Here is a 12,573-nt window from a genome sequence, read left to right as displayed (position 1 = left end):
GAGTGCGTATGTCGGCGAGGATGACCCAGCTGATCATCAAGGCGCCGAGAGTGGTGCTCGCCGCCGCCGTTCTGGTCCTGGCACTCGCGGGCCTGTACGGCGCGACCGCAGCCCAGCATCTGCTCGCCGGAGGTTACAGTGACCCGAATTCGGGGTCGGCCCGCGCCGACCGCATCCTCGACGAGACCTTCGGCCGCGGCGGGCTGCAGGTCGTGGTGAAGCTCGACGGACCGAGCGGGATGAACATGGCGAGCGATCCCGCGGCCCGAGATGTCGGTACCGGGATCGTCGAGGAACTCGAACGTCGGGACGACGTGCAGAACCCGATCCTGTCGGTCTGGCAGAACCCCGATCTCGCCCCGGCGCTGGTGAGTCGCGATTCCACGTCGACGCTGATCGTCGCGACGCTGGACGGCGGAGAAGAACTGGCGCCGGACCGGGCGGAGGAGATAGCCGACCTCGTCTCCGGTGAGCAGCAGGGGATCTCGATCCGCGTGGGCGGGCAGGGGCTGGTGTTCGGTCAGGTCAACGAGCAGACCACAAAGGATCTGGCGAAGGCCGAGGCGATCGCGATACCGATCAGTTTCCTCGTCCTGGTCGTCGTGTTCGGTGGCCTCGTGGCGGCGTCGCTGCCCGTGATCATCGGGATCGTCGCCATCGTGGGTACGTTCGCGCTGCTCCGCCTGATAGCCGAGTTCGCCGACGTCTCGATCTTCGCACTCAACCTCACCACCGCGATGGGCCTGGCCCTGGCGATCGATTACACACTGCTGATCGTCACGCGATACCGGGAGGAGGTCGCGGGCGGCACGGCCCGCGCGACCGCGATCACGACGACGATGGCGACCGCGGGCCGTACCGTGGCGTTCTCGGCGGTGACCGTGGCACTGTCGCTCGCCGCCCTCGCGATCTTCCCGATGTACTTTCTGCGATCCTTCGCCTACGCGGGCATCGGTGTGGTGCTGGTCGCCTCGCTCGCTGCGCTGATCCTGACGCCCGCGATGCTCATGGTGCTCGGTGATCGTGTGGACGCGCTCGACGTCCGCCGCCCGGTGCGCAGGCTCTTCCGTCGCCCTGAGCCGACGCCACGCGGGATCGAGGAGACCCGCTGGTATCGATCGGTGCGCTTCGTCTTGCGCCACGCGCTACCCGCTGCCATCGCGGTCACTGCACTGCTCCTCGTGCTGGGCGCACCGTTCTTCGGCCTTCGCTTCGGGTTCCCGGATGACCGGGTACTGCCCTCGTCGGCGTCGTCGCACGCGATCCAGCAGGAGGTCCGCGACGACTTCTCGCAGAATCTGTCATCGACGGTCACCGTCGTCGCCTCGGGAATTCCGGATCAAGCAGGCCTCGGCCGATACACCGCGGCGCTCTCGAAAGTCGGCCAGGTGAATTCGGCGACGTCGTCGGCCGGCACCTTCGTCGACGGTCGAGCGGTGGGACCCGGCAGCCCGGCGGACTCCCGCGCAGGCGTCTCGACAGTCACGGTGTCGACCGATCTCGAACCCATGCGGGACGACGGGCTGTCGCAACTCGAGCACCTGCGCGACGTCGCGGTCCCGGATGGCGCGCAGGTGCTGTTCACCGGGCTCGCGGCCACCAACAAGGACACCGTGGACGCCATCTACGCACACCTGCCGTGGGTGCTGGCGACCATCGCGATCGCGACGTTCGTCCTGCTGTTCCTGTTCACCGGCAGTGTCGTCCTGCCGTTCAAGGCGCTCGTCCTCAACGTGCTCTCGCTGACCGCGACGTTCGGCGCGATGGTCTGGTTCTTCCAGGACGGGCACCTCGGCGGATTGGGGACCACCGCGACCGGCTACCTCGTCGCGACGATCCCGATACTCATGTTCTGTATCGCCTTCGGCCTGTCGATGGACTACGAGGTGTTCCTGCTCGGACGCATTCGGGAGGAGTGGCTGGCATCCGACGGCAGTCGGGCGGCGAGTGACCACGCGGTGGCGGTCGGACTCGCCCGGACCGGCCGTGTGGTGACCGCGGCAGCTCTCCTGATGAGCATCGTCTTCGCCGGCATCGCGGCCTCCGAGGTCTCGTTCATGCGTATGTTCGGAGTGGGGCTGACCCTGGCCGTCCTGATGGACGCGACTCTGATCCGCATGGTGCTCGTGCCCGCGTTCATGCGGCTGGCGGGACGCGCCAACTGGTGGGCCCCGGGACCCTTACGGCGCCTGCACGACCGGATCGGGTTGTCGGAGTCAGCCGCCCCGCGACCCCCCGGCCCGGCCGCGGCAGGACCGATGTCGACCCAGGAGAACAGTGCGCAGTACGACGAAACGAACTCGCTCCCCCGCGGGTCAGGTGAGCTCCTGGCCGAGGAGATCATCTCCTCCGCCACGGCGCTCCTTCTCGAAGAGGGCGATGAGGCCGCGGTGTCGATCCGCGCCGTCGCCGGGCGGGTGGGGGTGACCCCGCCGTCGATCTATCTGCACTTCGCCGACAAGGATGCTCTGCTCGACGCGGTGTGCGCACGTTATTTCGAGCAGCTCGACGGCGTGCTCGGCGAGGTGTCCGAGGGCATCGACGACCCACTCGAGCGAGCATTGCAGCAGGGATTGGCCTACGTACGTTTCGCGGTGTCCACGCCCGTCCTCTATCGGCTGGCGTTCCGGCAGGCGCCCCGGATGGAGCATCGAAGGTCGACGAGGTGCTGGCGGCCTCCGCGTTCGCCCGGATGTCGGCGACCGTGACCGAGCTGGCCGGCGAAGGATTCTTCCCGGTGTCCGATGTCACCGAGGTGGTGCTCGAGTTCTGGTCTGCCGCCCACGGGGTGGCATCGCTGATGCTCGCGAAGCCGGGTCTGCCCTGGGGTGACGACCTCGCCCTCGCCGAAGCGCTGATGCGGTCGGTGTGCCTCGGTCGCGCCTCGATGGGGATGCTCGGGACCGCGAGCGGACCGTGCGACGCGCGTGCATGGCTGAGCGGGCAGCGTGCGCAGAAACCCTGAGAACGGGCTGTCACACGACATGAAAGTCAAGAGAAGGTAAAGTCGGAACTCGATAGCAGCCGTACCCGTTGACAGGGCAGACACCACAAGCAAAAGGAGCACGTACGTGCGAGAGAGCAGCAATCCGGTTATGCGCGGCGTCGTCCGCGATAACCAGACCGGCTACGCCGGTTTCGGCGCCGGAGCGGCCGCCGCCGGTCAAGGTGCCATGTGGAACCAACACGGGCAGCAGACCGATCCCTACACCCGGCCCGCGCCGCCGGTCACCCGGCAGCTGACGATCGATGACGTGGTCACCAAGACCGCGATCACGCTCGGCGTGCTCACCATCTCCGCCATCGCGACATACTTCCTGGTCGACCAGAATGTCTCGCTGGCATCGCCGTTGATGCTCGTGGGTGCGCTCGGCGGACTCGCGCTGGTGCTCGTCGCCTCGTTCGGCCGCAAGCAGGACAACCCGGCCATCGTGCTCGCCTACGCGGCCTTCGAGGGTTTGTTCGTCGGGTCGATCTCGTTCGTCTTCGCGAACATGGTGGTCGCCAACGACACGTCTGCGGGAGCGCTGATCGGTCAGGCGGTGCTCGGCACGTTCGGTGTGTTCTTCGGGATGTTGCTCGTCTACAAGGTCGGCGCGATCCGTGTCACGCCGCGGTTCACGCGGATGCTGTTCGCGGGCATGATCGGCGTGATCGTCCTGATGCTCGGCAACCTCGTCATCGGGCTGTTCAACGGCGGTGAGGGTTTCGGCCTCCGCAACGGTGGACCGTTGGCGATCATCTTCTCGCTGGTCTGCATCGCGCTCGCCGCCTTCAGCTTCTTGCTCGACTTCGACGCCGCCGACCGACTGATCCGGGCGGGTGCGCCCGAGCGTGCCGCCTGGGGCGTCGCGTTGGGACTCACCGTCACGCTGGTCTGGCTCTACGTCGAGATCCTTCGCCTGCTGAGCTACTTCAATTCGGATTAGTCCGTCCGCATGACCGGAACCCCGTGCCGATCCGTCGGCGCGGGGTTCTTGCGTCGACGTGGATCCGACGCATAAAACATTCGCCAGAGTCGCAGTGGCGTTGATAGCGTTCTGACCCATGTGGTGACAGCAGGGCGGCCGAAGAATTCCGCTGCCGTATCCGGTCAACCAATCCATCGCCATCGACCCGTCGGTCGATGGCTTCTTTCCGGAAGGACTCGCTGTGACCGCCACTCAGACGTCGGCGCCTGCCGACGATCGACTGTCACGCCAGAATCTGCTCCTGATCGGCGTACTGCTGGTCGCCTCGTTCGTGGTCATCCTCAACGAGACCGTCATGAGCATCGCCATTCCCGTCCTCCAGGAGGATCTCGGCGTCGAACCGAGTGTGGGGCAGTGGCTCACCACTGCCTTCCTGCTGACGATGGCCGTGGTCATCCCACTCACCGGCTTCTTGATCCAGCGTGCCGGTGCGCGGGTGTTGTTCATCGCCGCGATGTCGGCGTTCACCCTCGGCACCTTCATCGCGTTCGCGGCACCGGGTTTCGAGGTGCTGCTGATCGCGCGGGTGATCCAGGCGCTCGGCACCGCGATCATGCTCCCGCTGCTGATGACCACGGTGATGACCGTCGTCCCCGAGGCACGACGCGGGGTCATGATGGGCAACATCTCGGTGGTCATCGCGGTCGCGCCGGCGCTCGGGCCGACCGTGTCCGGCTTCATCCTCGACCATTTCGGATGGCGCTGGATCTTCGGTTTCGTCGGTCCGATCGCACTGGTGGCGCTGATCGTCGGTGGTGTGCTGGTGCGTCCCGTCGGGGAACGGATCAAGACCCCCATCGACTACCTGTCGATCCCGCTGGCGGTTCTCGGTTTCGGCGGACTGGTCTACGGGCTCGCCGGGATCGGTGAGTCGGCCGAGGCGGGTTCGTCGGTGCCACTGTGGGTCCCGTTCACGATCGGTGCGCTCGCACTCGCCGCGTTCATCGGTAGGCAGCTCGCGTTGCAGGGACGCGACCGCGCCCTGCTCGACCTGAGGGTGTTCAAATCCGGACAGTTCTCGCTGGCGATGGGCGCAATGGTCGTCGCGATGGGGACCATGCTCGGTACGTTCATCGTGGTGCCGTACTTCGCTCAGACCGTCCTCGGCCTCGATCCGCTCACCACCGGTCTGCTGACGCTTCCGGGTGGACTGATCATGGGGCTCGCCGGACCGGTCGTCGGACGGATCTACGACACGCACGGGCCCCGCATCCTGGCGGTTCCCGGCGCGATGATCGTCAGCTCCGCCGTCTGGATGCTGGTATTCGTCAGCCCGTCGACGTCGCCCTGGTGGCTGTTGGGTGCCAACGCACTGCTGTGCCTGGGCCTGGCCGCGACCTTCACGCCACTGATGACGCTCGCGCTCGGGTCCGTCGAGCCGCGGCTGTACGCGCACGGTTCCGCGGTTCTCGGGACCTTCCAGCAGGTTGCCGGCGCTGCCGGTACGGCGTTGTTCATCACCGTGATGACGGTGGTCGCGTCGAACGATCGGGCCGTGGGCGTTGCGGAGGCAGAGGCGATCAGCCACGGTGTCCAGCGAGTGTTCACCGTCGCCGGGTGTCTGAGCATCGCGTTGATCGTCATCGTGCTGTTCTTGCGGAGGCCACCTGCGTCGGCGGAGCCCGCCGACGACACACCCGAGGGAGCCCTCGACACCGATGCCGCGCTGCCCGAGAGGGTCTGACATCAAAGAGGCCGGGGCCGTCGGATGAGAATCCGACGGCCCCGGCTCTTCGGTCGAGCTGTGATCAGCTGAGGCGCTCGAGCACCATCGCCATGCCCTGGCCGCCACCCACACACATCGACTCGATGCCGAAGGTCTTGTCCTGGGTCTGCAGATTGTTGAGCAGCGTGGTGGTGATGCGTGCACCGGTCATGCCGAATGGGTGACCGAGTGCGATCGCACCGCCGGAGATGTTCAGCTTGTCGTGGTCGATGCCGAGTTCGGCCGCCGAACCGAGCACCTGCACCGCGAACGCTTCATTGATCTCGACGAGGTCGATGTCGGAGATCGACTTGCCGGCGATCCTGAGCACCTTGCGGATCGCCTCGATCGGGCCGAGGCCCATGATCTCTGGCGACAGTCCGGTCGCCGCGGTCGCGACGACGCGCGCGAGCGGCGTCAGGCCCAACTCCTTGGCCTTGGTGTCGCTCATGATCACCAGGGCTGCGGCGCCGTCGTTGAGCGGGCAGGCGTTGCCGGCGGTGATGGTGCCGTCGGGCCGGAAGACCGGCTTGAGCTGGGACACCTTTTCATAGGTGGTTCCCGCACGGGGGCCGTCGTCGGTGGTCACCGTGGTGCCGTCGGGCAGGGTCACCGGGTCGATCTCACGCTCGAAGAAGCCCGACTTGATCGCTTCCTCGGCGCGGTTCTGGCTGAGCACACCCCAGCGGTCCTGATCTTCGCGGGAGATCCCGGTGAAGCTTGCGACGTTCTCCGCGGTCTGGCCCATCGCGATGTAGACATCGGGGATCAGACCGTCCGTGCGGGGATCGTGCCATGCCGGCGCGCCACCCTCTGCGGACTTCGCAGTGCGGGCCATGGCCTCGTCGAAGACCGGGTTCTTCGAATCCGGGGCGCCGTCTGCGCCACCGGAGATGCCGAAGCTGGACACGCTCTCGACGCCGCCGGAGATGATCACGTCGGCTTCGCCTGCCTTGATTGCGTGCAGCGCCATGCGGGTGGTCTGCAGAGACGACGAGCAGTAACGGTTCACGGAGACGCCGGGCACATGGTCGAGGCCGAGTTCGACGGCGATGACGCGGGCGATGTTGTAACCACCCTGACCACCGGGCTGGCCGATGCCCCAGTGGATGTCCTCGATGTCGGCGACATCGAGTTCGGGCACCTTCGCGAGGGCGGCGGCGACCATCTGGCGGGAGAGTTCGTCCGGCCGGACGTCCTTGAGGGATCCCTTGCCGGCGCGGCCGATGGGGGAACGGGCATGGGCGACGATCACTGCTTCAGGCATGCCGCCCAGATTACCCCCTAGCAGTTGCTTGGTTCGTCTGCCGTCCCACCAGCCGGCGAACCTTGCTGACCAGCCGATTCTGCTCGACAGCCTCTGAGACCTCGGGTGGCTGGGGCAATGGTGCAGGTCCCCACTCGCCGATCGACTCGAGAACCTCCGGGATCAGGATGTCGGCGGCGAGGGCGTACCCGGCGGCCGACGGATGGTATTGGTCCGGCGAGAACATGTGCTCCGGCTTGGCGAGGAATTCTTTGGCCAGCAGATCGGCCATCGGCACGGGCCGCCCACCGGCCGCACGCACCGCACCGCGTTGCGCCGACGCGAGTTGCAGACCCCAGCGGCGCAACACGGAACGGAGTGGTTGTGGGATGGCGGTGATGACGCCGAAGTCGGGGCAGGTGCCCACCACCACCGCGGCGCCGTTCTCCTTCAGCAACGCAACGGCCTCGCCGAGGCGTCTGGCCGACGACCGGATGCCATTGGTGGCGGTGACGTCGTTGGCACCGATCAGGATCACCGCGACGTCGGGCCGCTCGCGCGTGATCAGCATCGCGTCGACCTGTGCCCCGAGGCCCTTTGATGTGGCACCGACGATGGCCTTGTTCGCGTATCGCACGGTCTTGCCCGTCTCCGCCGCCACCCGCCGGGCGAGCAGCACCCCGGGCGTCTGGTCCGCGGTCTCGGCGCCGAGGCCGGCAGCGGTCGAATCGCCGAACACGACGAGGTAGACGTCCACCGCGGTGCCCCGGGCGGCGCGGTGCGGTCCGGTGCCGTCGGGCAGATAGATGCCGTCGCCGTTGGGCGCGTCGTCGGTGCGATGTGGGATCACCGTGCGCGCCTCGGTGGCCTGGCCGTTCAGGTAGTTGTATGCCGCCCACGATGCGCCTGCGCTTGCCGCGGTGGCCGCGACCGTCGCGCCGACGTCACGCAGCAGTCGGTTGTTGTCCACGGCGACCCGGCCACTCGAATCCATGTGACTCACATTCGGACACGGCTGCCAGCTTAGTCGTAGTTTCACTCCGGGTTCGATCCGATTCCGCACCTCTGGGACCATGGTCGTATGCGTATCGCTGATCATGTCGTGGACCTGGTGGGCAACACCCCGTTGGTCAAGCTCAACTCGGTGACCAACCCCGGTTCGGGCCTGGTCGCCGCCAAGCTCGAGTACCTCAACCCCGGTGGCAGCAGCAAGGACCGGATCGCCGTCCGGATGGTGGAGGCCGCCGAGAAGTCGGGTGCGTTGCCGCCGGGCGGCACCATCGTCGAGCCGACATCGGGCAACACCGGCGTCGGACTGGCGCTGGTGGCCCAGCAGCGCGGATACAAATGCGTCTTCGTGTGCCCCGACAAGGTCGGGGAGGACAAGCGCAACGTGCTGCGTGCCTACGGTGCCGAGGTGGTGGTGTGCCCGACCGCGGTGCCGCCGGACCATCCGGACAGTTACTACAGCGTGTCCGACCGGCTCGTGCGCGAGATCGAGGGCGCCTGGAAGCCCGATCAGTACTCCAATCCGGCCGGCCCGCAGAGCCATTACGAGACCACCGGTCCGGAGATCTGGGCCGACACCGACGGCACCGTCACCCACTTCGTGGCCGGCGTCGGCACCGGCGGCACGATCACGGGAACGGGTCGCTACCTCAAGGAGGTCTCCGACGGGGCCGTGAAGGTGGTCGGCGTCGACCCGGAGGGCTCGGTCTACTCGGGTGGCACCGGTCGTCCCTACCTGGTCGAGGGTGTCGGCGAGGATTTCTGGCCGACGGCATACGACCCGTCGATCCCGGACGAGATCATCGCGGTGTCCGATGCCGATTCGTTCGACATGACCCGCAGGCTCGCGCGTGAAGAGGGCCTCCTGGTGGGCGGTTCGTGCGGCATGGCCGTGGTGGCCGCATTGCAGGTCGCCGAACGTGAGGGGCCGGATGCGGTGGTCGTCGTGTTGTTGCCCGACGGCGGCCGCGGCTATCTGGGCAAGATCTTCAACGACAAGTGGATGAGCAGCTACGGCTTCCTCCGGTCCCCGCTCGACGGCAAGACGACCGAACCGCTCGTCGGTGACGTGTTGCGCGGAAAGGCCGGAGCGTTGCCCGACCTGGTGCACACCCACCCGTCGGAGACTCTGCGCGACGCCATCGAGATCCTCCGTGAGTACGGCGTCTCCCAGATGCCGGTGGTGGGGGCCGAGCCGCCGGTGATGGCCGGTGAGGTCGCCGGCGCGGTCACCGAGCGGGACCTGTTGGGGGCGGTGTTCGAGGGCCGCGCGAGTCTGGCCGACCCGGTCTCGGCGCACATGGGTGATCCGTTCCCGCTCATCGGGTCCGGCGAGCCGGTCTCCGCGGCGACCAAGGTGCTGTCGGAGTCGGATGCCCTCATGGTGGTGGAGGACGGCAAGCCGATCGGCGTCATCACCCGCCACGATCTGCTGGCCTTTGTCAGCAGCAACCCCATCGTCGGATAGGAAGTCGAGTCATGAGCGAGAAGCGTAGTGCCGCGGATTCGACCCGCTGGCAAGGATTTTCCACCCAGGCCATCCATGCCGGATACGAACCGGACCCACGGACCGGCGCCGTGAACGTGCCGATCTATGCCAGCTCGACGTTCGCGCAGGACGGCGTGGGCGGCCTCCGCGACGGATTCGAGTACGCACGGACCGGTAACCCGACCCGGCGGGTACTCGAGGCCAACATCGCCGCGCTGGAACGCGGCGAGTACGGGCGGGGATTCGCATCCGGTATGGCCGCGACCGACGCACTGCTGCGCGCCACCCTGCGTCCCGGCGACCACATGGTGATCCCGAACGACGCCTATGGGGGCACCTTCCGTCTCATCGACAAGGTCTTCTCGCAGTGGGGGATCACGTACTCGGCGGCACCCGTGTCCGACGTCGACGCGGTGCGGGCCGCCATCACGCCCGCCACCAAGCTGGTCTGGATCGAGACCCCGACCAATCCGCTCCTGAATGTCGGCGACATCGAGGCGCTCGCCGCAGTCGCGCACGAGGCCGGGGCAAAACTCGTGGTGGACAACACCTTCGCCTCGCCGTACCTGCAGCAGCCGATCACCCTCGGCGCCGACGTGGTGCTGCACTCGACGACCAAGTATCTGGGCGGGCACTCCGACGTGGTCGGCGGCGCACTGGTCACCAACAGCGAAGAACTCGACGATGCGGTGGCGTTCTTGCAGAACGGTGCCGGTGCGGTGCCGGGCCCGTTCGACGCCTACCTCACCATGCGCGGCATCAAGACGCTCGCCGTGCGCATGGACCGGCACTGCGACAACGCCGAAAAGGTCGTCGACTACCTGTCGTCACATCCCAAGATCGATTCGGTCCTGTACCCGGGTCTGCCCATGCACCCCGGCCACGACGTCGCGGCCAAGCAGATGCGGCGATTCGGCGGCATGGTGTCGGTTCGGGTCAAGGGCGGACAGGTTGCGGCGCAGGAGTTCTGCGCACGGACCGAGGTGTTCACACTTGCCGAGTCGCTCGGCGGCATCGAGTCGTTGATCGAGCATCCCGGTGCCATGACCCACGCATCGACCGCCGGCTCGCTGCTGGAGGTGCCCGCCGATCTGGTGCGTCTGTCGGTCGGTATCGAGGACATCGCCGATCTCCTCGGCGATCTCGAGAACGCGTTGGGCTGATTTCGGACGGCCGAGGGCCGATACTGGCGACCATGTTGCTCACCTCCGCCGAGATCGACGACGCAGGGCAGGCGCTGTCCGGCGTCATGCGTCGTACCCCGGTCATCGCCTCACGGGTGCTGTCGGAACGAATCGGCTGCGAGGTGTGGCTGAAATGCGAGAACCTGCAGCGCACCGGCTCGTTCAAACCGCGTGGGGCCTACCTGCGCATCTCCCGACTGTCGGCGGAGGAACGGGCTCGGGGGGTGGTCGCGGCCAGCGCGGGAAACCATGCACAGGGAGTCGCCTGGTCGGCAGGCACACTCGGCATCACCGCCCGCGTATACATGCCGCGTGGCGCGGCGCTACCCAAGGTCGCGGCGACGAAAGCCTATGGTGCCGAGGTCGTTCTCGAGGGCTCGACGGTCGATGAGGCGCTCGTCGCGGCGCGGCGGTTCGCCGACGAGACGGGTGCCGTGCTGGTCCATCCGTTCGACCACTCCGACATCGTCGCCGGACAGGCGACCGTCGGATCGGAAATCCTGACCCAGATCCCCGACGTCGATGCGATCGTCGTGCCGCTCGGTGGGGGAGGCCTGTTGGCCGGGATCGCCGCGGCGGTGAAGCCACGACGCCCCGAGGTCTCGGTCATCGGGGTGCAGGCGGCACAGGCCGCCGCGTGGCCGCGATCGCTCGCAGAAGGACACCCGGTGGCGGCCGAGTCGATGAACACCATGGCCGACGGAATCGCCGTCGCGATGCCCGGTGAGGTCCCGTTTGCTCACATCAGCGAGTTGGTCGACTCGGTGGTGACGGTGAGTGAGGAGTCGTTGAGCACGGCTCTCCTGCTGATGCTCGAACGCGCCAAGCTGATCGTCGAGCCGGCCGGGGCGGCCGCCGTCGCCGCCGTGGCTTCCGGTGGGCTCGCGCTGTCGGGCAAGGTGTGCGTCGTCGTCTCCGGCGGCAACATCGATCCGTTGTTGCTGAGCCACGTCACGACCCACGGGCTCACGGCGGCCGGTCGATTCCTCACCGTCACCGCAACGGTCTCCGATCGCCCGGGCGGGCTGATCGCTCTCCTGGAATTGCTCCGTGACCGCGGTGCCAGCGTGGTCGACGTGGTCCACTCCCGGGTGGCCGACGATCTCTATCTCGACGAGGTGCAGGTGACAGTCAGTGTCGAGACCCGCGGACCTGAGCACCAGCGCGAAGTCCGTCACGCGCTGTCGGAGGCGGGTTTCCTGCGGGAGTGAACCTCCGCGCCGCCGACGGCAACCGAAACCTCGCTGACAGCAACCACAATCCCGCCGACAGCAACCCCAATCCCGCCGACGGCAACGTGCTGCGGCAGAGGGGACTGCCGGTCGCACGCACACACGTTGCCGTCGGCGCGGAACCGGTTGCTGTCGACGGGATGACGGTTGCTGTCGGCGGGATTGGGGTTGCTGTCGGTCAGGACTGGGGTGCGAATTTGGCGAAGTGGCGAATCGTGTCGGTTTCGACGGTCTTGAAGACCGTGGCCGCGGTGGGCCCGGAGAAGGCGGTGACCGCCTTGGCCGAGGTGGCGAGTTCGAGTGCGAACGACCAGATCAGTCGGCAGCCGACCTCCGCGGGACGCACTTCGGTGAGTTCCCCGAACCGCTTGAGTCCCGGTGTCGACGCGGAGGCCGCGTAGAAGGCATTGCGATACTCGCCCGCGGCGTCGTCCTCGTCCCAGACGAAGAAGTGTTCAGACAACCCGGCGACCCCGAGCGAGGCCTTCCGGGTGGTGCCCACGCCATACGGTGGCGGGGAGGTGAACTCGATGGATTTGATTGCGCGACACCAATCGAGTGTGTTCTGCCGGGTGAACTCGGCCCACGCCCGCTGCGGCGTGACGGGCAGGTTCACATCAATCCGGTAGGTGACCGGTGCGGATTCGAAGAAATCGAGGTCGATGGACTCGAGGGGATAGCTGCGCGCCATGGATACATTCATACACGCCCGATGGTCGGCCGGTCTGCCCGCTGTGC

At 67.2% G+C, this 12,573-nt stretch carries 10 protein-coding genes and 1 pseudogene; 8 read left to right on the top strand and 3 right to left on the bottom strand.

Annotated features, from left to right (window positions below):
• Window positions 1-8 precede the first annotated feature (8 nt).
• The 5 genes and pseudogenes from GTV32_RS08340 to GTV32_RS08325 all read left to right on the top strand — a co-directional run.
• Window positions 9-2,216, top strand: a pseudogene (locus GTV32_RS08340) (MMPL family transporter); the annotation flags it as partial.
• Between the two features lie 42 nt (window positions 2,217-2,258).
• A complete protein-coding gene (locus tag GTV32_RS24005; RefSeq protein ID WP_343287442.1) occupies window positions 2,259-2,708 on the top strand; it encodes a TetR/AcrR family transcriptional regulator in 450 nt (149 codons plus the stop codon).
• Entirely contained in the window at window positions 2,666-2,965 is a 300-nt protein-coding gene (locus tag GTV32_RS24000; protein ID WP_161059746.1) for a TetR-like C-terminal domain-containing protein, read from the top strand. Before GTV32_RS24005 ends, GTV32_RS24000 begins: the two co-directional genes overlap by 43 nt.
• A gap of 106 nt (window positions 2,966-3,071) precedes the next feature.
• Entirely contained in the window at window positions 3,072-3,929 is an 858-nt protein-coding gene (locus GTV32_RS08330; protein ID WP_161059745.1) for a Bax inhibitor-1/YccA family protein, read from the top strand.
• A 223-nt stretch (window positions 3,930-4,152) separates the two neighbouring features.
• Window positions 4,153-5,655, top strand: a complete 1,503-nt coding sequence (locus GTV32_RS08325; protein ID WP_161059744.1) for an MDR family MFS transporter — start codon at window positions 4,153-4,155, stop codon at window positions 5,653-5,655.
• 64 nt (window positions 5,656-5,719) lie between these two features.
• Here GTV32_RS08325 and GTV32_RS08320 read toward each other — a convergent pair whose 3' ends face one another.
• Window positions 5,720-6,943, bottom strand: coding sequence for an acetyl-CoA C-acetyltransferase (locus GTV32_RS08320; RefSeq protein WP_161059743.1), 1,224 nt, complete (start codon window positions 6,941-6,943; stop codon window positions 5,720-5,722).
• 10 nt (window positions 6,944-6,953) lie between these two features.
• Entirely contained in the window at window positions 6,954-7,916 is a 963-nt protein-coding gene (locus GTV32_RS08315) for an SGNH/GDSL hydrolase family protein (RefSeq protein WP_202421688.1), read from the bottom strand.
• An 87-nt stretch (window positions 7,917-8,003) separates the two neighbouring features.
• Between GTV32_RS08315 and GTV32_RS08310 the strand changes: the two genes are divergently transcribed.
• Genes GTV32_RS08310 through ilvA form a run of 3 tightly spaced genes read left to right on the top strand, consistent with a single transcriptional unit; the run spans window position 8,004 to window position 11,814 of the window.
• Window positions 8,004-9,398, top strand: coding sequence for a cystathionine beta-synthase (locus tag GTV32_RS08310; protein WP_161059742.1), 1,395 nt, complete (start codon window positions 8,004-8,006; stop codon window positions 9,396-9,398).
• Window positions 9,399-9,409: 11 nt separating this feature from the next.
• Window positions 9,410-10,582 carry a cystathionine gamma-synthase gene (locus GTV32_RS08305; RefSeq protein WP_161059741.1) on the top strand — a complete coding sequence of 391 codons (1,173 nt, stop codon included), beginning with the start codon at window positions 9,410-9,412 and terminating at the stop codon, window positions 10,580-10,582.
• A 32-nt stretch (window positions 10,583-10,614) separates the two neighbouring features.
• A complete protein-coding gene (ilvA, locus tag GTV32_RS08300) occupies window positions 10,615-11,814 on the top strand; it encodes a threonine ammonia-lyase (RefSeq protein WP_161059740.1) in 1,200 nt (399 codons plus the stop codon).
• 199 nt (window positions 11,815-12,013) lie between these two features.
• Here ilvA and GTV32_RS08295 read toward each other — a convergent pair whose 3' ends face one another.
• On the bottom strand, window positions 12,014-12,526 hold the full coding sequence (locus GTV32_RS08295) for an SRPBCC family protein (RefSeq protein ID WP_161059739.1): 513 nt from the start codon (window positions 12,524-12,526) through the stop codon (window positions 12,014-12,016).
• Window positions 12,527-12,573 lie beyond the last annotated feature (47 nt).

This window comes from Gordonia sp. SID5947 (assembly GCF_009862785.1).
In the GTDB taxonomy this organism is placed as follows: Bacteria; Actinomycetota; Actinomycetes; order Mycobacteriales; family Mycobacteriaceae; genus Gordonia.
The sequence above is the reverse complement of the archived record's forward strand: the minus strand, read 5'-3'. Positions and strand labels throughout refer to the sequence as shown.